The following is a 19,931-nucleotide window of genomic DNA, read 5'->3' as shown; positions in this document are numbered from 1 at the left end:
GAGCCGGTGGCGTGCTCGATGCCGATCAGCGTGTCGGCGCCCTCGCCCGTGGCCGTGCCCGCCGCGAGATCGACGACGACCCCGGCCGGCGAATACAGCCAGTAGCCGGTGTCGAAGCCGGTGCCGCCGTCGAGCGTGTCGTCGCCCGCGCCGCCCGCAAGCCGGTCGTCGTGGCGGCCGCCGAGCAGCAGGTCGTGGCCGGCGAGGCCGGTGAGCCGGTCGTCGCCGTCGCCGCCGCTGATCGTGTCGGCCTCGGAGGTGCCGGTGTACCAGTTGGCACCGTCGTCCCCCGAGATGACCAGCCAGGGGATGATCGGCGGCACGAAGGCCCGCGCGGCCTGGAACACTGCGGAGATGCGGGACATGGCGAAATCCGTTTTCTGAAATGATGCGCGATCCTCGCACCGGACACATTCCGGATCAAGAAGGCATGAAGCCGCGGACACGGCAGCCCCCCTGTCCCATCGCCTGCCCTCGCACGAAAAGGACCGGCCCCGAGGGGCCGGTCCCGTGGTCGCCGGAGGGGCCGCGGATCAGAGCACGAAGTCGCCGATCACCGCGCCGCCGACGATGTAGAGCTGCCCGTCGATCACCGCGTCGCCGTCCACGTCCATCGAGGCGATGGTCACGTCCACGCCCGAGAAGACGTAGTCGTTGAGGATGATCTCGCCCGCCGTGCCGGTGAACGCGGTGCCGGCGTAGGTGAAGGCCTGGTTGCCCGCCGTCGTGGCATCCGCATCCACCAGGTAGACGCTGATCACGTCGCCCTCGGCGGCGTCGAAGTCCCGCACCTCGTCACGTTTCCAGCGGCCCACCCCGGTGTCGTCGATCGAGCGCAGCACGAAGGTGTCCGCGCCGGTGCCCCCGGTCAGGAAGTCGGTGCCGCCGCCACCGTCGAGGAAGTCGTCCTGCGCCCCGCCCAGCAGCTTGTCGACGTCGTCGCCGCCGTAGAGCCGGTCGTCGCTGTTGCCGCCCAGGATCGTGTCGCGCCCGTCGAGGCCGTAGATCGTGTCGTTGCCGGCCGAGCCCTCGAGCCGGTTGCCGTGGGCGTTGGTGCCGTAGATCGTGTCGTGCGAGGCGCCGCCGAAGACGTGCTCGAGGTTCGACAGCACGTCGGTGCCCGCCCCGCCCGAGGCACTGCCCGCCTCGAGGTTGATGTAGATCGGCGCGTAGATGCCCGAGAAGAGCGCGGTGTCGTAGCCGCCCTCCCCGTCCATCACGTCGTCGCCAAGGCCGCCGTGCAGCGTGTCGGAGTGCGAGCCCCCCGCGAGGACATCGCTCCCCGCCTCGCCTTCGAGCCGGTCCCGGTCGTCGCCGCCGTAGAGCGAGTCGTCGTCGTCCCCGCCCAGCAGCGTGTCGTTGCCGTCGAGCCCGGTGAGGGTGTCGTTGCCCTCGAAGCCCTCGAGCAGGTTGCCGTGGATCAGGGTGCCGGAGATGTCGTCGCCGAAGGCCGAGCCCAGGACGTGCTCGATCCCCGAGAGCGCGTCGGTGCCCTCGCCGGTGGCCGTGCCGGCCTCGAGGTCCACGACCACCCCGGCGGAGGCGCCGAAGAAGTCGGCGGTGTCGTAGTTGCTGCCGCCGGCCATGGTGTCGTTGCCGGCACCGCCTATGAGCGTGTCCATGCCCGAGCCGCCGTCGAGGTTGTCGTCGCCCGTACCGCCGTCGAGGACATCCTCCCCGTAGCCGCCGGAGAGCGTGTCGTTGCCGCGCATGCCGAGCAGCTCGTTGGCGTAGCCGTTGCCGGTCAGCGTGTCGTTGCCGTCGCCGGTCACCGCGTTCTCGATGATCGTCCCGCTGGCGATGGCGAACCAGGACGTCGCGTCCACGGTGGCGCCCCCGGTGCCGTCGTTGGCCAGGTCGAGCGCGACATCCCCGGTGACGGGCGCGAGGTTGAGCCAGTCGGTCCCGGCGGCGTCCTGCAGCGAGGCCCGGCTGGCGGCATCGGCCGCGAGCATCTCGAGGAACTCGTCGTTGTAGTGGTAGACGTCGTCGTCGCCGGCCGGCGCGCCGTAGGCGGTGAGCTGCGCCGACTGGATCGAGGCCAGGTCGGCGGCGTACACGTCGGCCACGGTCACCGTCCAGGTGCCCTGGGCGGACTCGCCGCGCAGCTGGTCGATGCCGAAGGTCCAGGTCGCGGCGGTGACGTCGGTGCCCACGCCGCCCTCGTGCTTGGCGACGATCTCGGTGCCGTCGGGCGAGGTGATCGTGATGCGGATGTCGCCCACGTAGGTGGTGGTGAAGGTCAGGTCGAAGGCCACGTGCTCGATCTCGAGATCGTCGGTCACGTCGAGCGTGAAGGTGTAGCCCGCGGGATCGCCGTCGGGCAGCGCGACCGAGCCGCCGCCGAAGTCCTCGAAGTTCGAGGTCACGGATTGCTCGTTGGCGCTGGTCCGGGCCTCGCCGAAGAGGTCCCAGACCTCGGCGTTGCGCACCGAGACGAAGGCGTCGACCATGCCGTTGCCGTAGCTGCCGCTGACGTGCTGGCCGCCGCCGTTGACGTTGCCGGCGTTGTTGAAGCCCCAGGTGTCGATCTCGTAGCCCGCGGGTCCGGAGCCGTAGGCCGAGCCGGTGTGGCTGGCCGAGTTGGCCAGGATGTTCTGCACGTCGCGCCAGCCGAGGCCCGGGTTGGCCTCGAGCATCAGCGCGGTGACGCCGGAGGTGATCGGCGTCGCCGCCGAGGTGCCGCCGAAGGCATTGGTGTAGTCGGGGTCGGGCAGGCCGCCGTAGCCGTTCGAGCCGGTGCGGTCGGTGGTCACCGCGCCCGCGGGCGCCACGACGAGGATCGAGCTGCCGAAGTTCGAGTAGTAGGTCAGGTCGCCGTTGGCGTCGGTCGCGCCGATGGTGTTGGTGAAGCGCGAGGCGTTGGTGCCCGAGCCGTCGGCCTCGAGCGTGTCGTTGCCCGCCGCCTGGTTGATGACGGTGCCCAGCCCGCCGCGGCCGTTGGCCGAGACGCTGGCGTATTCGGCATCGAGCTCCGCGGCGAAGGTGCCCGGGGCGTTGAGGTTCTGGAAGCCCTGCGAGTAGACCGGGGTCGAGCCCCAGCTGTTCGAGCTGATGTCGAAGAGCCCGCCGGCCTGGCCCGCCACGTCCATGAAGGGCGTGGTATCGCCGGCGTTGACGTAGCCGTAGACGCCGGAGTTGAAGATGTTCACCCCCGTGAGCATGGCGCCCCAGGAAACGCCGACCCCGCCCTCGCCGTTGAAGGCCGTGGCGGCGATCAGGCCGGCGACCGAGGTGCCGTGCGCGTCGGAGCCCAGCACCGGGAAGGGATCGACCGGGGTCAGGGTGTTGTCGAGCACGTGGCGCGAGGCGTCGTAGTTCGCGGAGAGATCGGGGTGGGTGTACTCGATGCCGTCGTCGTAGACGCCGACATGGACGCCCGCGCCGGTGAACTCGTCCCAGACGGTTTCGATGTCACCCAGGAGCGGGAAGTGCCACTGGCTGGCGTAGAGCGGATCTGTGGGGGTTGTGGGCATGGTCTATGACCTTTCTTCAAAAGAATGCATGCAGAAAATCGGAACGAATGCCGGCCCTCCCGGCCAGGGATCGGCCCGGAGGCCGGAAGCGAAATCAGTGGCGACAATCATCGATCAGTGTGACCTGGTGCAAAGGAATACCGGAACCGACACCGGCTTCGAAAAATGATTTCCCGAAACCTGACGCAACGATAGCATGGCGCTTCTCGGGACCGGAAGCTCCCATCGCCCCCCTCCGACGAAAAGGACCGGCCCCCCCGAGGAGGCCGGTCCCGCTGTTCCGCGAAGGGTGCGCGGATCAGAGCACGAAGTCGCCGATCACCGCGCCGCCGACGATGTAGAGCTGCCCGTCGATCACCGCGTCGCCGTCCACGTCCATCGAGGCGATGGTCACGTCCACGCCCGAGAGCACGTAGTCGTTCAGGATCAGCTCGCCCGCCGTGCCGGTGAACGAGGTGCCGGCGTAGGTGAAGGCCTGGTTGCCGCCGGTCGTGGCATCCGCATCCACCAGGAAGACGTTGATCACGTCGCCCTCGGCGGCGTCGAAGTCGCGGATCTCGTCGCGGTTCCAGCGGCCCACCCCGGTGTCGGCGATGTCGCGCAGCACGAAGGTGTCGGCCCCCGAGCCCCCGGTCAGGAAGTCGGTCGCGCCGCCGCCGTCGAGGAAGTCGTCCTGCGCCCCGCCCAGCAGCTTGTCGACATCGTCGCCGCCGTAGAGCCGGTCGTTGCTGTTGCCGCCCAGGATCGTGTCGCGCCCGTCGAGGCCGTAGATCGTGTCGTTCCCCGACGAGCCCTCCAGCCGGTTGCCGTGGGCGTTGGTGCCGTAGATCACGTCGTTCGAGGCGCCGCCGAAGACGTTCTCGATGTTCAGCAGCGTGTCGGTGCCCGCCCCGCCCGTGGCGGTGCCGGACTCGAGGTTGACGTAGACCGGCGCGTAGATCCCGGCGTAGAGCACCGTGTCGTAGCCGCCCTCCCCGTTCAGCGTGTCATCGCCCGCGTCACCCTTGAGCGTGTCGCTGTTGGAGCCGCCCAGCAGCAGGTCGCCGTCGTCGCCGCCCTCGAGCCGGTCGGTGCCGCTCCCGCCCAGAAGCGTGTCGGTGCCACCATCGCCATAGAGGCTGTCGTCGTCGGCGTCGCCGTAGATCGTGTCATTGCCGTCGCCGCCCCGGACCGTGTCGCCCCCGGCTCCCCCGGCCAGGTTGTCCAGCCCACTGCCGCCGTCGATGACGTCCAAGCCCGTGCCGCCATCGAGCGTGTCGGCCCCGGCGCCACCACCGATGGTGTCGTCTCCGTCGCCGCCCTGCAGCAGGTCGTCTCCCGTCCAGCCCTGCAGGTTCTCGGAGAGGACCCCACCGGAAATCGTATCGTCCCCGATGGTCCCGAGTGTCCAGGGCGTTGGGCCGTAGACGCCCGAGGCGTTCGGCGCATCCCGGGGATCGAAGATGGCGCCCTGGACGTCGGCATCGCCGCTGCTTTCCGTGATCCAGGAAAGAAAGAACCGCCCGTCGGCGAGACCCGTGCCCGACGGAGGGGAATACCCGTCCTCAGCGCTTGCCATCTCGCGACTGGCCAGGAGTGTGCCGCTCGCATCGAAGCGGTTCAGCCTGACGGCGTCGGTTTGATAATTCGAGGACGGGACGACGTTGTGAGAGACCACGAAGCCGCCATCGGCCAGGGCAAACACGTCCGGGGTGCGATAGTCCGTGTGATTGTCGCCGTACTCATCGCCGCTCGCGATCGAGACAGCACCGCCCAGCTCGTTGCCGGCATTGTCGAAGCGCTGGAACTGGATCTCGACGGGTATGAACTCGCCGTAGTCACCAAAGTTGGTCCAGGACACGACGAAGCCGCTCCCCGCCAGCGCGGCAACCGATGCGTCCCGGTCGATCCAGCCGTCAGAAATCGTGTCGCTGACGATTCCCGCCGACAGACGGCCTGTGCTGTCAGACAGGCTGTAGACGATGGACACATCGCCCGGGCTCGACGCTCGTGCGCGTTCGCCCACGACCACGAACTCGCCGTCCGTCGTCGTGGCACTGTCAAGCGGGCCTGGGTTCGTATCGCTGTTGAACCAAAGGGTGAACTGGGGTCCGACCGTTCCGGCGGCATCCACGTACCGCGCCTCGATATCGTCAGCATCATCATGCGAATAGTCCACGCGCGTCCAGGCAACCTGGTAACCGCCCGTGCTGTCCGAGGTCACCGTGGGGAAGAACACGCCCTCACCCGGCTCCGACCTTGAAGCGATCGCAACGGTGCTGGAGGTGCCGATGGTGCCATCGGAATTGGTCGTCCACTCCGTCGCGCGGATCACGTTCGTACTGTTGCTGCCGTCCTGCTGATCGGTGTAGGCGACCACGAAGCGCCCGTCCTCGAGCGGTGTCGCGTCGAAGTGGAACTCGTCGTTGGCAAAGGTGCCGTTGGCCCGGAACTCGCCCCCGACGGGATTGCCGAGCGGATCATAGATCTGCCCCACGATGTCGAGCCCCGGGTCACTGCCCGCCCCGGCGTCGGAGGCATCGGTCCAGAGCGTGACGATGTTGCCGTTGGTGAGCTGGATCGTGACGGGATCGTATTGGTCGTCGCCTGACGGCCCGCTGTCCTGGTCATTGATCGTGAATTCGGAAAGCCACTCTTCGGGAATACTCGGCATGGGAAAAATCCTTTTGGGACATACTCGCTACGCACCGCGACGGATCATATCGGCGGCACCAAACAGCTCGCTCGGCCCGCCGGGTCCTGTCTGGAGGCGGCGGGTACAGGGCCTGCAACTGGCCTGTTTGTGCAACGATCAAATGGCATAGCGATATGAAAAGCTAACTCGGAAATGTTAATTAATTCAACAGTTGTGCCTTCCAATTGACCATATCCCCTTCCTGGCCACGCCTGGCCCCAAAGGGCGAACACGCGATCTTTGCCACGGGAAAACGACGCGTCTGGCAAGCGTCTCTGCTCGATCAGGGCTTGCCGCAAGACTGGAACATTGGCTGAACATGAAAGCAAAATCCTCATTCTTGTGGTACTATGGGGCAGGACCGCAAAACGAGGTTCGTCATGCTGATGTCATTCCATGATCTGAGATCCTACGGGATCCACGCCACCGACAGGCAAACCGGCAGCATCAACGATTTCTATTTTGACGATCATGACTGGCGGGTTCGTTATCTTGTCGCGCACACCGGCTTCCTGCTGACCGGGCGCGAGACACTCGTAGGCGCCGCGCGCCTTGGCACACCCGACGCGGAGCGTATGGAGCTTCCCATCAATCTGAGCGCCGATGAATTGAGAACGGCCGAACCGGCCGAAGCCCACCCGCCAGCCAACGCACAAAGGCATGCTGCCCAAGTGTTGCCGGACACCGGTTTCTGGGCGCCGTACCTCGTCGGAACCGAGCTGTTCTACACGCCAACGCGCGCACAGGAGCAACTGGTCCAGGCGCGCGATGAAAGCGGTGCCGCTAGCGCCGAAGACTCCGAGGATATGAACCTTCGGAGCATGATCGACGTGACCGGCTACACGATTGCCGCCAAGGATGGTGAGATCGGCTCCGTCTGCGATTTCCTCATCGATCCCGAAGACTGGAAGCTGCAACATGTGGTCGTGGATACCGGCCACTGGCTTCCCGGTCGCCGCGTTGCGATCACGACCCGGTGCATAAAGGCCGTCGATGGGCTCGAGCAACGGATCCATGTCGAGGTGTCGCGACAAGAGATCGAAGAGGCGCCAAAGCTGGACACGTTCGACGATCTGCTTGTCAGTCCATACGAACGCTACGGGTCGTTGGGCATCTGGCCCGCGTGATCGTTCCGGCCGCTGCCAGGCATTGGCTTGGCAAAGGATCCTGCCGAGCAGTTCCGTACGGCAGAAACGAGCAAGGGAAGAAGACCTTGAGCTAGCCCATGACAGCCGCAGCTGAGCGCATTTTCACGTCCAGGCGCTCCATCGACTCGCGGTAGTAACGCACCGCCAATCGGTCGAGCACACCCTCGCCCGGGACGAGGATGCGGATTGCGTCGGGCACGGACTCGCGCGCGTGGAAGATAGCGTGCGCCTTGATCTGCTCGACCCCGGTCTCGGGCCCCCTCTCGAGCGCAGCCTCGACGCCGCTCTTGATCGCCTCATGCAGCGCCTCGCGCGCGTCGCGCTCGACGGCAATGCCCGTGGCCATTTGGAACGCGCCGGCCGCGCGGTTGATGATGATGGTCAGCAAGACGCCGAACAGGCCCAGCAGCGCCTCCTGCACGCCCGCGTCCGCGAAAATCGAGAAAACCCAGTCCATGGCTTCTGCCTCTTGATGAGCGGCGCGCGGCCGCGGTGAGGACCAGCGCGAGGCGCCGGTCGGTGATGGGGAGGATCATTCGCCGGCCAGCGCGGCAGAGGCCTTGTCGCGGATCTCTGCGAGCCGCCAGCGGAGGCGCGTGGCCTCGGTTACGGTCGCGACCTCGGCGGCACCTTCCGGCGCCGGCGCCTCGACGAGCCAGTCGGCGACAGAAGCCCGGGCACGCCTTCGCGGCGTACTGGTTGTGCCCGCTGATCTTCGAGACGCCGTAGCGGTCGCCAAGGTCGCTCAGCAGATCGCGCAGCGCGGCGTCCTGCGCCTCGGTGAAATGCTCCGAAAATGCGTCCGCCTCGGCGCTGCCATGGCCGCCCGGGAGGCACACGCCGATGCTTCCGGTGTTGTGCCCCCGGAAAGTGCGCGCCGATGCGCTCCAAGGGGCGCCCCCGAGCCACGGTGCCGTCGCGGTCGATCAGGAAGTGATAGCCGATGTCGGACCAACCACGATCCTCGACGTGCCAGCGGCGGATCTCGGCCATCTTGGTGCCGGTCGGGTAGCCGTCCATCCAATCGGCCTGCGTCGCGCTGGCATGGACGATGATTTTGGAAATGTCGCGCATGGCGTGACCTTCTCCCCTGAAAAGTCCGCGGTTTGAAGTTAGCCTGTTCTCCAAAGGAGGAGGCAGCCGATGCGGAAGAGCCGTTTCAGCGAAGAGCAGATCATTCACTGCCCGGCAGTACATTGCGAAGCAATGTCACGAGAGGGGGCATCCTGAAGGAGCACCAAGCCGGAATAGGCGCCAAGGAGCTCGGCCTGAAGCATGGCATCAGTGATGGCACTTTCTACAAATGGCGTTCGAAGTATGGCGGCATGGAAGTGTCCGAGGCCAAACGGCTGAAAACGCTCGAAGCCGAGAACGCGAAGCTGAAAAGTTGGAGGGATCAGCAAAGGCCCCAGTGGGGCGTTTGCCCCGAACCACGCTCGCGGAGCATATGCTGGATGTGGCCACGCTGAAGGAGATGCCGGGAAAAGACTTTTGAAGCCCGGTGCAAGGCGACGCGCTGTGGACTGGGCCATGATAGAGAAAAGCTACAACCAGCGGCGGGCCTGTGCCCAGGCCGGGATCGATCCGCGTGTGTATCGGCGTGGATCAACCAGACCTGTAGACACCGGACTGCGAGAGAGGCTGAAGGCGCTTTCCAGCGAACGGCGGCGCTTCGGCCATCCACTGCCCGGCACGGCATCGCAAAGCGATGTCCCGAGAGGGGGCGACTGCACCTGCTTCTTGGCCGCGAAGGCTGGAAGGTGAACTGGATCGAAGCCCGTAAAGCAAACGATCCGGGGGATCGTTTGTAGGGCGGAGCGCTCCTCTACCGGATCTGCCGGGAAGAGGGCCTGACAGTGCGTAAGCGTGGCGGTCGCAAGCGCGCGATCGGAACGAGGGCGCCGATGGCGATTCCGCAAGGGTCCAACCGAAGATGGTCGCTGGACTTCGTGTCTGACAGCCTCTCCCCCTCTCGGGACATTCCTGCGGAATGCCCTGCCGGGCAGTGGACGAGCGCCTCAACGAGCACCTGTTCGCCAACCTGCGCCACGCCCGGGAGCCGATCGCCGAATGGCGCAACGACGACAATCACCACCGCCCCCACACGAGCCTCGACGGGCTCACCCCGTGGGAGTATCGCCAACGGTCAGTCGAGGACCAAACCCTGAACAGAGCGAACTAAAGAACGCGGACTCCATGGGGAGCATGGTCACATCCTTGCGGGGTCAAAAGGTCAAGCGGCCCGCGTGAAATCATGCAGCAACATGTACTGCGCGGGGATATCGCGGGAAAACAGAGTTCGAATTCCCTCGCGGAGACACGCGAGGGAATTCCGGTCAAACCACTGTCACAGGCTCGGGATCGTCCCGCTTGACGGCGGTGCCGCGGGCGACGCGCACGTCCTCGCTGGGGGCGCCGATGCGCTGTCCATGTTCGCGGATCGCCTCGCGGTCGCTTGCCTGGTAGATGCAGACCGACCCGATGCGGCCGTCTTCCTCGGTCACCGCGTAACTGCGGATCCAGCGCAGCCGGTCTTTCATCTGTTCACCGACCTGGAGCGATTTCTCGTTGGTGGCCGCGAGTTCGTCCTCGTTCGACCAGACGCCGTGACGGCGGATGATGTAGAGATCCATCTTTTCCTCCTCTCGGTTGCGTTCATGGCCAGAGAATAGGCGTGGATCGGGCGACATGGTAGCGGGTGATGCGGACGGATTGCAGGGGGGATCGTGCCTGACAGGCTTGCAGCGGATGAAATCCCGGCGCCAAGATGGCAATGTGCCGAAATGGCGGAGAGCAACGACAAGCTGAATGTCGCGGTCATTCTCGTCAGCGAAGGCTACGCGTCGACGGCAGTGGGCCCGATCGAGGTCTTCTCGGCCGCGGGGACGATGTGGAACGAGATGCGCGGCGATGACCCCGAACCGCGGTTCCGGGTCACGACGGCGTCCATCGACGGCGCGCCGGTGCGCAGCGCCTATGGGCTGAACATCGCGCCGGATTGTGCGATCACGGATCTCGGGCCGGTCGACCTGATCATGGTCTCGGCCTCGGGCCCGGTGCCGGAGGACTGGATGGCGCGCCATGCCGCGATCCCGCCCTGGCTGGCGGAGCGGTATCGCGGCGGCACGCGGATCGCCGGGGTCTGTTCCGGCGTCGCGTTCCTGGCCGAGGCAGGGCTGCTGGCCGGTCGCACGGCCACCACGCATTGGGGCGTCGCCGACGATTTCAGGCTGCGCTACCCGGACGTGGACTGGCAGACCGAGTTGCTGATCACCGAGGATGCCGGTCTCTACTGCAGTGGTGGTGTCAACGCCGCCAGCGACCTGAGCCTGCACCTCGTCGAGCGTCTCTGCTGCCGTGAGGTGGCGATCGAGTGCTCGAAGGCGCTGCTCCTCGACATGCCGCGACCGAGCCAGTCGGGCTATGCCCTGTTGCCGCTGGCACGGCCGCACGATGACGAAAAGGTCCGGGACGCCGAACATCACCTCACCGGACATTTCGCCCGCGACGTTCCGGTCGAGGAACTCGCGGACGTCGCAGGCATGAGCCGCCGCAACCTCGTGCGTCGGTTCAAGGAGGCCACCGGCCACATGCCGGGAGTCTACCAACAGATGCTGCGCGTCGCCGCGGCGCGAAAGATGCTCGAGGACGGCGCGCCGTCGATCGAACAGGTCGGGCTCTCCGTGGGCTACGAGGATGTCGCGTTCTTCCGGCGCATCTTCAAGCGCCATTGTGGCGTCCCGCCGTCCGCCTATCGCGATCGTTTTCGCCCAATGAGAGGATAGCCCCGGCAATGGACGTTTGGAAAGGGCTCCTCAAGTGGAGGCGCCCTTCCTGGCAACGCCCATTGCCGAGTGCGGGCGCGATCACGTCTGCGCGCCCGGTGCTTCGAAAAGGATCATCTCGACAGGTTCGTCGCCCGCGACCCAAGCGTCGTGACCCGGCGGGATCTCGAAGAAATCGCCTTTCGTGATCGGCGTTTCCTCTCCGTTCTCGACCATCCGCACGACAAGCCGGCCGGACAGGCAGTAGCCGGTGTGGTGCATCGGGCAGGTCTCGGGATGACCGAGGAGCGGCTTCTCGTCCGCCTCCCAGGTCCAGCCGGGCTCGAACACGGCGTGCATGCCGGTCGATCCCTGTCCCGTCTTCACGATGTCGATGCCACCGCGCTCCTTCATGTCGAGGCGGTCGTCGGGGCGCTCGAAGCGATGGGTTTCGATGGCTTTGGTCATGTCTCTCCTGCCTTTCGGCGGGCCGGTCCCGAAGGACCGTGCCCGTCATTGGTGGGTGATTTCGGGTTTCAGGGATTTCAGGATTTCCCCGACCTCGCCGCGCGCGGGCGCGTCGTAGTTCAGGGCCTTCATCGTCCCGAGGATGTCGTCGCAGGCGGCATCGTATTCGGCCGCGTCGATTTCCATCCCGCGATGCGCGTCGGCCATGCTGCGACCGCGGTAGTCGTCGGGGCCGCCACTGCCGGCGGCGAAGAAATCGCAGGTGTGCCACTTGATCTCCTCGACCCGCTCGGGCAGATCCGCGTAAGGTGCGAACCGGTGCCCGATCAACGGGTTGTCCATGTGCGCCGCGACGGCCCCGTCGACGATCCGGCGGATGCCGGCTGCGCCGCCGAGACGTTCGTACAGCGTCACGGTCTGCAAGTCCCTGGCGAGTTGGCTGGTCATGGCTGCTCCTCTCCAATCTGCTCAGGCGGGTTCGGATTGCGCCGCCTTGACGGCCGCCGTCGTCATCGGCGTGCCGCCGATGGCCCATTCGCCGCTGGCGATTTCCTGCACCCGGACCCAGGTGACACCGCGCATGGCCTCGCCCTCGACGCCGACCATGGCTTCGGTCACGTCGCGGATCATTCGTTGCTTCTGGTCTTCGTCGAAAACGCCTTCGATCAGTTCGATATCGACAAGAGGCATTGTCTTTCTCCCTTCCTGTCAGTCGGTTCACGTCATTGCCGGTGCCAACCGGCATGGGCGCAGACTGTCAGCCGGGCCGACGCGCCCGCCAGTTCACGGACTGAATCGCGACCGGTACAGGTTCTGAACTGGCCGGAGACGGGGTGAATCTGTCAGGATGCGGACCCGAGAGCGAAAGGAGGCTTGTCATGACCAATGCGAGCTACAAGCAGTTCTGTCCCGTCGCGATGGCGGCCGAGGTGCTCTGCACCCGCTGGACTGTCGTCCTGTTGCGAGAGTTGGTCGCCGGATCGACCCGTTTCAACGAGTTGCGCCGCGGTGTGCCCCGCATGTCGCCGGCGCTGCTGTCAAAGCGCCTGAGCGAGTTGGAGGCAGCGGGCGTGGTCGAGCGCGAACGGCTGACCGACCCGCCGGATGTGGATGCCTACCGGCTGACCCGGGCCGGGCGAGACCTGCAGCCGGTGATCGAGGCGATCGGCATGTGGGGTCAGAAATGGGTCGAGACCGAACCGTCGCTGGAAAACCTCGACCCCGAACTGCTGATGTGGGACATGCGCCGCAACCTCGACACGACGCCGGTGCCCGACCGCCGCGTGGTGATCGAGTTCATCTATCCGGAACTTCCGGCGGCGCGGCGCAAGTGGTGGCTGATCGTGGAACCGGACCGGACGGTAGACCTCTGCCATATCGACCCCGGCTTCGACGTGGATCTGTATGCGACCGCCGATCTGCGGACGATGACGGAGATCTGGATGGGCCTGCGGTCGGTGGCAGATGCGGTCGACCGCGACGCACTGCTGCTGGTGGGATCGTCGGACCTGATCCGTTCCATGCAGACCTGGCTGGGCCTCAGCCCCTTCGCACAGCAGGAAAAGCTGGCAAGCTGAGCGCGTCAAAAAAGCTCCCGGCACCTCCCCTATCGAGGAGTGGCTTGGGGCGGATCAGTCACGCCGCGCCATCGCCGTGGCGAACGGATTGATGCCGCAGGTCGCTCCAGACTCGATACGCCGCCTGCATCAGAACGAACAGAGGGTGAATCGTGAGAGTGGGCTGCCCCTGTAGGCTGCACCAGTCCAGCACCCTGCCCGATTTCGGCTAAGTCATTGGTGCCCAAGGAGGGAATCGAACCCTCACGCCTTGCGGCGGGGGATTTTGAATCCCCTGCGTCTACCGTTCCGCCACTTGGGCCCGGACCCGGTCTAGCCAAGCCGTACGGCCCCGTCCAGCCGCAATCTCGCGCGCAGCGTGCCCTGCCCGCGCCGCCTCGCCCGGAATTTCGCGGGGCGCGCTTGCACAGCGGCGCGGCCCGTGCTTCCTGCGGACAAAGCACTCATGGAGAGATCATGCTGCGCCGCCTCTACGACTGGACCATGTCGCTGGCCGACCATCCCCGGGCGCTCTGGGCGCTGGCGGCGGTGGCCTTCATCGAGGCCTCGGTCTTTCCCATTCCGCCCGACGTGCTGATGATCCCGATGATCCTCGCCGCGCCGCGCAGGGCCTGGCTGATCGCGCTGGTGGCGACCGCCGCCTCGGTCGCGGGGGGCCTGCTGGGCTATGCCATCGGGGCCTTCTTCTTCGAGGAGGTGGGACGGCCGATCCTCGAGTCGCTCGGCAAGACCGAAGCGATCGAGGCCTTCAACGCGCGGTTCAACGGGGTCGGCTTCTGGGCGGTGCTGGTGGCGGGGATCACGCCCTTCCCCTTCAAGGTCATCACCATCATGTCGGGCTGGACCTCGATGCCGCTCGCGACCTTCGTGACCACGGCCGTGATCGCCCGCGCCGCGCGCTTCTTCATCGTGGCCGGCCTGCTGCGGACCTTCGGCGCGCCGATCCGCGATTTCATCGAGAAGCGGCTCGGACTGGTCTTCACCCTCTTCGTCGTGCTGCTGATCGGCGGCTTCTACCTCGTGAGGTACATGTGAAACGCTCCCTCCTGATCCTGCTCGCCGCCGGTGGTTCGGCCGCGCTGCTGCTGGGCGCCCTGGCCTTCCAGCACTGGGGCGGCCTCGCGCCCTGCAAACTGTGTATCTGGCAGCGATGGCCGCATGGCGCGGCGATCGGCATCGGTCTGGCGGCACTGGCAGTGCGGGGCGCCGCCCTGCCCCTCCTGGGCGCGCTGGCCGCGCTGACCTCGGGCGGGATCGGGGTCTATCACACCGGGGTCGAGCGCGGCTGGTGGCCCGGGCCCGACAGCTGCACCTCGGGCTCGATCGAAGGCCTCTCGACCGACGACCTCGTGAACCAGATCATGAACGCGCCGGTTACGCGATGCGACGACGTCGCCTGGGAATTGCTCGGCCTCTCGATGGCGAGCTGGAACGCGCTGATCTGCCTCGGCCTCGCAGCGCTCTGGCTCATGGCCGCGAAACGCGGCTGACGCGGGCGCAAGGCGCCCCGAAAAGGGCCTGAACCGGAGTTGCAGATGGCCGATCTGCACCCGTCGGGCCATGGTTTCGCGATCCTCTCGCCTGCAGATCGAAGGAGCGCGCCGCACTGACGCGGCCGCTTCACATCGATCCAGGAGAGACATCATGTTCGCCAAGATGACCGCCCCGCTTCTCGCCCTCACCCTGACCTTCGGCGCCGCCGGTATCGCCCAGGCCTCGCCCGACATCGACAGCGCACGCCAGGACGAGATCCGCACCAGGCTCGCCGAGCAGGGCTACGAGGTGCGCAAGATCGACGCCGAGGACGGCATGATCGAGGTCTACGCGCTGAAGGACGGCCAGCGGTTCGAGCTCTACCTCGACGACCAGCTCGAGATTGTCCGCACCAAGACCGAAGACTGATCCTGCGCCGGGCGCGGCCGCGGGCCGCGTCCGCCCGCCCCTTTGCATGGGAGACAGCCATGACCAGACACGCGGTCTGGGATCCGGCCCTGCGGATCTTTCACTGGAGCGTCGCGACGCTCTTCGTCGCCAACGCCTTTTTCACCGATCCCGAGAGCGATCTGCATGAATGGGTGGGCTATGCCATCGCCGGACTGGTCGCGCTGCGGCTGGTCTGGGGGGTGGTCGGGCCCCGCTCGGCGCGGTTCTCGAGCTTCGTGCCGACCCGCGCGGGCCTGCGCATGCAGCTCACCGACATGGCCACCGGACGCCGGCGCGTGCACCTGATGCACACCCCGCTGGGCGCACTGATGATCTTCAACCTGCTGGCCTCGCTGCTGGCGATCGCCGCCACGGGCTACATGATGACCACCAATGCCTTCTGGGGGAGTCGACTGGGTGGAGGAGGCGCACGAGGCGCTTGTCACCTGGGCCGAGATCTCGGTGGTGCTGCACATCGCGGCGGCCCTCTACGAGAGCCGGCGCACCGGGGTCAATCTGCCGCGGGCCATGATAACAGGTGTCAAGGCCGTGCCGGATGGTGCAAAGATCGAGCGATGATCCACGGAGCCAGACAGATCGAACGATCGGCGCCGCTCGCGGCGCTGATCGCCGTGCAGAGCATCTGCGCGGCGTTCTTCATGTGGGATGTCGGCAGCGACGGGGTCGAAATCGGCTGGCCGCCCTTCACGCACTGGCATTTCATGGTGGAACTGGTGGCGGCGCTGAGCCTCGTGGCCGCCGTGGTGGTCGAGGTACGCTACCTGATGCGGCTGCTCCGGCGCAAGGCACACCTCGAGCGGCAGCTTTCGCTGGCAGCAGGTGCCTTTCACGAGATCGCCGAGGCGCAGTTCCGGCAGTGGCGGCTGACCCCGTCGGAACAGGACGTGGCCATGTTCACGCTCAAGGGCCTGTCGATCCCTGAGATCGCGCAGATGCGCGGCTCGGCCGAGGGGACGGTCAAATCGCACCTTAACGCCATCTATCGCAAGGCGGGCGTGACCGGGCGCGGCGCCTTCCTGTCGCATTTCATCGAGGACCTGATGAATGCGGGCAGCCCCGCGCCGGAGGAGGCCGCGAACGACCGGCCCGCGCGGCAGGCGTGACAGACGCCGCGCCCCGTGGCATGACACCGATCATGACGAACAAGATTGCCCTGTGGATTGCCCTGCTGCTGATTGCGGCCATCGCGCTGGACATCTACCTGTTCGGGAACGAACACATGCTGTTCCTCGCACGCAAGCTCTTCGTGCTGCTCGACTGGATGGCCTTCTGGCGTTGACGCGAAAGCGGCGCCTTCCGGTTGACTTGCCCGGAGCTTGGTGGTTGCGTCTTGCCAACCGTAGACCCCGGACAGCGAGGACATTTTCATGACAGTCAAGGTCGCCATCAACGGCTTCGGACGTATCGGCCGCAACGTTCTGCGGGCCATCGTCGAGTCCGGCCGCACCGACATCGAAGTGGTTGCCATCAACGACCTCGGCCCGGTCGAGACCAACGCCCACCTGCTGCAGTTCGACAGCGTGCACGGCCGCTTCCCCGCCGAGGTGACCACCGGCGACGACTGGATCGATGTCGGCCGCGGCAAGATGAAGGTCACCGCCGAGCGCAACCCTGCCGACCTGCCCTGGTCGGACGTGGACGTGGTGATGGAATGCACCGGCATCTTCACCTCGAAAGACAAGTGCCAGGCACACCTCGAGAACGGGTCGAGCCGCGTGCTGATCTCGGCGCCGGGCTCCGACGCCGACAAGACCATCGTCTTCGGCGTGAACGACGGCTCGCTGACCTCGGACGACATCGTGGTGTCGAACGCGTCGTGCACGACGAACTGCCTCTCTCCGGTGGCCAAGGTGCTGAACGACACCGTGGGCATCGAGAAAGGCTTCATGACCACGATCCACAGCTACACCGGTGACCAGCCGACGCTCGACACCATGCACAAGGACCTCTACCGCGCCCGCGCGGCGGGCCTGTCGATGATCCCGACCTCGACCGGGGCCGCCAAGGCCGTGGGCCTCGTCCTGCCCGAGCTCAACGGCAAGCTCGACGGCGTGGCGATCCGGGTGCCGACGCCCAATGTCTCGGTCGTCGACCTGACCTTCGAGGCCAAGAAGGCGACCACGGTCGAGGAGATCAACGACGCCATCCGCGCCGCCGCCGACGGCCCGCTCAAGGGCATCCTCGGCTACACCGACAAGAAACTCGTTTCGACGGACTTCAACCACGACTCGCACAGCTCGGTCTTCCACATGGACCAGACCAAGGTGATGGACGGCACCATGGTGCGCATCCTGACCTGGTACGACAACGAATGGGGCTTCTCGAACCGCATGTCGGACACCGCCGTGGCGATGGGCAAGCTCATCTGATCGCCCTGCCCCGCGCCGACATCGGCGCAGACAGTCAGACGCCCGTCGCGGACCTCGCGGCGGGCGTTTTCGTTCGGGCCGGGGCGCTGCATCCGCCATGCAGAGAGTGCAGGCCGGGCTCCAGTTTTTGGAGATTGTGCTGCAACGCAGCATCCCTAGGTTTAGCGCAAACGTAGCAACCACCCGCGCCGCACGCTGGCGCCCGAACGAAGGAGAACGACATGACCATGTTCTCGACCCTGAAGACCCGCATCGAACGCCGCGCCCGCTACCACCGTGCCGTGCGCGAGCTGCGCTCCATGCCGCTCGACGTGGCGCTTGACCTGGACCTCGACCGGGCCGACGCCCACCGGATCGCGCACCGCGCGGTCTACGGCGCCTGACGCGCCGGCGCCGGAGGTCAGCCGAACTTGGCCTCCAGCGCCTCGCGCACCGGCGGCGTGACGAATTTCGACACGTCCCCGTTCAGCCGCGCGATCTCCTTGACCAGTTTCGAGGCGACCGCCTGGTGCCGCGCCTCGGCCATCAGGAAGACCGTCTCGACGCTGCTGTCGAGCGCGCGGTTCATCCCCACCATCTGGAATTCGTACTCGAAATCCGCCACGGCCCGCAGGCCGCGGATGATGATCTGCGCGCCCACGTCATGAGCGCAGTCGATCAGCAGATTCTCGAAGGGATGCGCCACGATCTCGGTTCCGGTCTCGGCCGAGAGTGCGCGGCATTCCGCCTCGATCATCGCGACCCGTTCCTCGAGCGAAAAGAGCGGGCCCTTGTCGCGGTTGATCGCCACGCCGATCACCAGCCGATCCACCAGCGCGGCGGCGCGGCGAATGATGTCGATATGACCGATGGTGATGGGATCGAAGGTGCCCGGGTAGAGTCCGATGCGCATGGGGATGGGGCCTCCCGTAGTGGTCCATGCGCCGGAACGGGCCCGGACAGCGATGGACACACGGACATGCCCCGCCCCACGGCCCCGCGCCGGCGGGTGCAGTCCGGCAAACGCAACAATATTGCGTTACCGAATGCAACCCGAAAGGGTCAGTATCCCATGATCATGCCCTGAAGGGCATCCTTCTCCATAGCCAGTTCCGATATCTGCGCCTTGACCACGTCGCCGATCGAGATGAGGCCGATCATCGCCCCGTCGCGCACCACCGGCATGTGACGGAACCGGCCGTTGGTCATTCGGGCGAGCACCTTGTCGGTGTCCTCGTCGAGCGCGCAGACCTCGACCGCCTTGGTCATCAGGCTCTCGGCGGTGCCATCGAGGCAGGACACCCCGCTGGCGGCCAGCGCGCGCACGATGTCGCGCTCGGAGAGGATACCCGCGACGGTCTCGCCGTTCTCGGAGACAACGACGCCGCCGATGCGCTTTTCGCTGAGAAGTTTCGCCACGTCCGACACGCTGGTCCCAGGCTTTACCGTGATGACGCCCGTGACCGGCTTGTCGTTCAGAATCTGTTGCACCTGCATGCGTCTGGTCCTCCTCACCTGACTTGAGCTTTCAGCGTTCCGCAGACCGCGACATTCTGTCAAGTCAGACCTTTCGACGAGGTTATCGTGCCATCGGCCAGCGCCTCGAGCCGCTGCAACTCGTGCCGCAACCCCTCGGCCAGGGCGGCAGCAAAGCGGTTGAGCCGCTCGAGCCGTCGATCGTCGGCGTGCCGCACGAGGTAGAAACTGCGGCTGAGACTCACCTCGTCGGTCAGCACCCTGCGCAGGCCGGGCGCGGCGGGCAGCGCGAAGTCGTGCACGATTCCAAGGCCCGCCCCCTGCCGCAGCCAGTGAAACTGCACCGAGACCGAGTTCGAGGCCAGCCGCACCCGCTCGAGCCCCAGGTCGGCGAGGTAATCCAGCTCCTTGTCGAAGATCATGTCCGGGATGTAGCCGACGACGCGATGCCCCTGCAGGTCCGCGCGGGTCCGGATCGGTGCATGCCGCGCGAGGTAGTCCTCGGAGGCGGCGAGGTGCAGCCGGTAGTCGGTGAGTTTCTGCACCACCAGGCGCCCCGCCGTGGGTGCCGAGACCGCGACCGCCATGTCGGCCTCACGCCGCGAGAGGTTCACGACCCGCGGCAGCGCCACGATCTGCACGTCGAGGTCGGGATTCTGCGCCGCGATCGCCGCGCAGACCTGCGGCAGCAGGAAGTTCGCGGCCCCGTCCGGCGCGCCGATGCGGATTTGCCCCGAGAGCCCCTCGGCCCGGCCGCGCACCGCCTCGGTCGCGAGGCCGACCGCCTGCTCGGCCTCCTCGGCGTGCCGCAGCAGGCGTCCGCCCGCTTCGGTCAGCGCGTAGCCCTGCGGCGACTTGACGAAAAGCGGCGCGCCCAGCCCCTGCTCGAGCCGCGCCACGCGGCGGCCCACGGTCGCCGGGTCCATCCGCAGCACGCGCCCCGCTGACGAGAGGCTTTCCCGCGCGCGACGGCGAGAAAGACGCGCAGGTCGTCCCATTGCTCCTGCATGGCGTCACCCTTTGCAATCACGCAAAACCTTTTTGCCAGATTGCCCC

At 66.5% G+C, this 19,931-nt stretch carries 22 protein-coding genes, 1 tRNA gene and 3 pseudogenes; 13 read left to right on the top strand and 13 right to left on the bottom strand.

The genetic code is table 11. The features are described 5' to 3' along the window. The coding region (locus SALMUC_RS30585) for a calcium-binding protein (protein ID WP_037372336.1) at nt 1–365 on the bottom strand (365 nt) is incomplete at its 3' end. Between the two features lie 168 nt (nt 366–533). Further along, complete coding sequence (locus SALMUC_RS28365; RefSeq protein WP_020039270.1) at nt 534–3,476, bottom strand: S8 family serine peptidase; 2,943 nt, start codon at nt 3,474–3,476, stop codon at nt 534–536. Between SALMUC_RS28365 and SALMUC_RS29995 the strand changes: the two genes are divergently transcribed. Then, on the top strand, nt 3,475–3,645 hold the full coding sequence (locus SALMUC_RS29995; RefSeq protein ID WP_156883564.1) for a hypothetical protein: 171 nt from the start codon (nt 3,475–3,477) through the stop codon (nt 3,643–3,645). The genes SALMUC_RS28365 and SALMUC_RS29995 overlap by 2 nt on opposite strands. Nucleotides 3,646–3,774: 129 nt before the next feature. Here SALMUC_RS29995 and SALMUC_RS28360 read toward each other — a convergent pair whose 3' ends face one another. After that, on the bottom strand, nt 3,775–6,129 hold the full coding sequence (locus SALMUC_RS28360) for a calcium-binding protein (protein ID WP_020039269.1): 2,355 nt from the start codon (nt 6,127–6,129) through the stop codon (nt 3,775–3,777). A 401-nt stretch (nt 6,130–6,530) separates the two neighbouring features. Between SALMUC_RS28360 and SALMUC_RS19245 the strand changes: the two genes are divergently transcribed. After that, nucleotides 6,531–7,277: a PRC-barrel domain-containing protein gene (locus SALMUC_RS19245; protein ID WP_021120648.1), complete on the top strand. Its 747-nt coding sequence runs from the start codon at nt 6,531–6,533 to the stop codon at nt 7,275–7,277. Nucleotides 7,278–7,368: 91 nt separating this feature from the next. On the opposite strand, the gene SALMUC_RS19240 is transcribed toward SALMUC_RS19245, so the two are convergent. After that, entirely contained in the window at nt 7,369–7,755 is a 387-nt protein-coding gene (locus SALMUC_RS19240; RefSeq protein WP_021120647.1) for a hypothetical protein, read from the bottom strand. 274 nt (nt 7,756–8,029) lie between these two features. Beyond that, nucleotides 8,030–8,137 (bottom strand): annotated as a pseudogene (locus SALMUC_RS31880) (hypothetical protein); the annotation flags it as partial. A gap of 4 nt (nt 8,138–8,141) precedes the next feature. Between SALMUC_RS31880 and SALMUC_RS31235 the strand changes: the two are divergent. Both SALMUC_RS31235 and SALMUC_RS29105 read left to right on the top strand, forming a co-directional pair. Then, nucleotides 8,142–8,408 carry a hypothetical protein gene (locus tag SALMUC_RS31235; protein WP_245584725.1) on the top strand — a complete coding sequence of 89 codons (267 nt, stop codon included), beginning with the start codon at nt 8,142–8,144 and terminating at the stop codon, nt 8,406–8,408. Between the two features lie 33 nt (nt 8,409–8,441). Further along, a pseudogene (locus tag SALMUC_RS29105) lies at nt 8,442–9,480 on the top strand (transposase). A 154-nt stretch (nt 9,481–9,634) separates the two neighbouring features. Here the strand turns inward: SALMUC_RS29105 and SALMUC_RS19225 are convergent. Further along, nucleotides 9,635–9,931, bottom strand: a complete 297-nt coding sequence (locus SALMUC_RS19225; protein ID WP_020039265.1) for a nickel-binding protein — start codon at nt 9,929–9,931, stop codon at nt 9,635–9,637. A gap of 150 nt (nt 9,932–10,081) precedes the next feature. On the opposite strand from SALMUC_RS19225, the gene SALMUC_RS19220 reads away from it, so the two are divergent. Continuing rightward, nucleotides 10,082–11,083 carry a GlxA family transcriptional regulator gene (locus SALMUC_RS19220; protein WP_020039264.1) on the top strand — a complete coding sequence of 334 codons (1,002 nt, stop codon included), beginning with the start codon at nt 10,082–10,084 and terminating at the stop codon, nt 11,081–11,083. Between the two features lie 81 nt (nt 11,084–11,164). Here SALMUC_RS19220 and SALMUC_RS19215 read toward each other — a convergent pair whose 3' ends face one another. The 3 genes from SALMUC_RS19215 to SALMUC_RS19205 are packed head-to-tail and all read right to left on the bottom strand — an operon-like array spanning nt 11,165 to nt 12,220. Beyond that, nucleotides 11,165–11,530, bottom strand: coding sequence for a cupin domain-containing protein (locus SALMUC_RS19215; protein ID WP_020039263.1), 366 nt, complete (start codon nt 11,528–11,530; stop codon nt 11,165–11,167). 45 nt (nt 11,531–11,575) lie between these two features. After that, on the bottom strand, nt 11,576–11,977 hold the full coding sequence (locus SALMUC_RS19210) for a group I truncated hemoglobin (RefSeq protein WP_020039262.1): 402 nt from the start codon (nt 11,975–11,977) through the stop codon (nt 11,576–11,578). 21 nt (nt 11,978–11,998) lie between these two features. Continuing rightward, nucleotides 11,999–12,220: a tautomerase family protein gene (locus SALMUC_RS19205; RefSeq protein WP_020039261.1), complete on the bottom strand. Its 222-nt coding sequence runs from the start codon at nt 12,218–12,220 to the stop codon at nt 11,999–12,001. A 188-nt stretch (nt 12,221–12,408) separates the two neighbouring features. Between SALMUC_RS19205 and SALMUC_RS19200 the strand changes: the two genes are divergently transcribed. Further along, nucleotides 12,409–13,107, top strand: a complete 699-nt coding sequence (locus SALMUC_RS19200; RefSeq protein WP_020039260.1) for a winged helix-turn-helix transcriptional regulator — start codon at nt 12,409–12,411, stop codon at nt 13,105–13,107. 217 nt (nt 13,108–13,324) lie between these two features. Here the strand turns inward: SALMUC_RS19200 and SALMUC_RS19195 are convergent. Continuing rightward, nucleotides 13,325–13,408: transfer RNA gene (locus tag SALMUC_RS19195), tRNA-Leu, on the bottom strand. A gap of 155 nt (nt 13,409–13,563) precedes the next feature. Here SALMUC_RS19195 and SALMUC_RS19190 point away from each other — a divergent pair. From SALMUC_RS19190 to SALMUC_RS30575, 7 genes are all read left to right on the top strand, one after another. Next, nucleotides 13,564–14,142 (top strand): YqaA family protein, encoded by a 579-nt coding sequence (locus SALMUC_RS19190; protein ID WP_020039259.1) that lies wholly within the window; start codon nt 13,564–13,566, stop codon nt 14,140–14,142. Next, nucleotides 14,139–14,597, top strand: a complete 459-nt coding sequence (locus SALMUC_RS19185) for a disulfide bond formation protein B (RefSeq protein ID WP_020039258.1) — start codon at nt 14,139–14,141, stop codon at nt 14,595–14,597. The genes SALMUC_RS19190 and SALMUC_RS19185 overlap by 4 nt, the downstream gene beginning before the upstream one ends. A gap of 154 nt (nt 14,598–14,751) precedes the next feature. Beyond that, nucleotides 14,752–15,009, top strand: coding sequence for a PepSY domain-containing protein (locus SALMUC_RS19180; protein ID WP_020039257.1), 258 nt, complete (start codon nt 14,752–14,754; stop codon nt 15,007–15,009). A 59-nt stretch (nt 15,010–15,068) separates the two neighbouring features. Further along, nucleotides 15,069–16,154, top strand: a complete 1,086-nt coding sequence (locus SALMUC_RS31720) for a cytochrome b/b6 domain-containing protein (protein ID WP_021120644.1) — start codon at nt 15,069–15,071, stop codon at nt 16,152–16,154. Nucleotides 16,155–16,186: 32 nt separating this feature from the next. Continuing rightward, complete coding sequence (locus SALMUC_RS30580) at nt 16,187–16,330, top strand: hypothetical protein (RefSeq protein WP_020039254.1); 144 nt, start codon at nt 16,187–16,189, stop codon at nt 16,328–16,330. 88 nt (nt 16,331–16,418) lie between these two features. Further along, nucleotides 16,419–17,420 (top strand): type I glyceraldehyde-3-phosphate dehydrogenase, encoded by a 1,002-nt coding sequence (gene gap / locus SALMUC_RS19160; protein ID WP_020039253.1) that lies wholly within the window; start codon nt 16,419–16,421, stop codon nt 17,418–17,420. Between the two features lie 221 nt (nt 17,421–17,641). Further along, a complete protein-coding gene (locus SALMUC_RS30575; protein ID WP_020039252.1) occupies nt 17,642–17,803 on the top strand; it encodes a hypothetical protein in 162 nt (53 codons plus the stop codon). Between the two features lie 17 nt (nt 17,804–17,820). Here SALMUC_RS30575 and coaD read toward each other — a convergent pair whose 3' ends face one another. From coaD to SALMUC_RS19145, 3 genes and pseudogenes are all read right to left on the bottom strand, one after another. Next, nucleotides 17,821–18,312: a pantetheine-phosphate adenylyltransferase gene (coaD, locus tag SALMUC_RS19155; RefSeq protein ID WP_020039251.1), complete on the bottom strand. Its 492-nt coding sequence runs from the start codon at nt 18,310–18,312 to the stop codon at nt 17,821–17,823. 149 nt (nt 18,313–18,461) lie between these two features. Next, the gene (locus SALMUC_RS19150) at nt 18,462–18,896 is read right to left on the bottom strand and encodes a CBS domain-containing protein (RefSeq protein ID WP_020039250.1); all 435 of its coding nucleotides are present in this window, start codon (nt 18,894–18,896) and stop codon (nt 18,462–18,464) included. Between the two features lie 59 nt (nt 18,897–18,955). Next, a pseudogene (locus tag SALMUC_RS19145) lies at nt 18,956–19,884 on the bottom strand (LysR family transcriptional regulator). Nucleotides 19,885–19,931 lie beyond the last annotated feature (47 nt).

This window comes from Salipiger mucosus DSM 16094, from assembly GCF_000442255.1.
GTDB lineage: Bacteria > Pseudomonadota > Alphaproteobacteria > Rhodobacterales > Rhodobacteraceae > Salipiger > Salipiger mucosus.
Note: the sequence above shows the minus strand (reverse complement) of the source record. Positions and strands in the feature narration are given on the sequence as shown.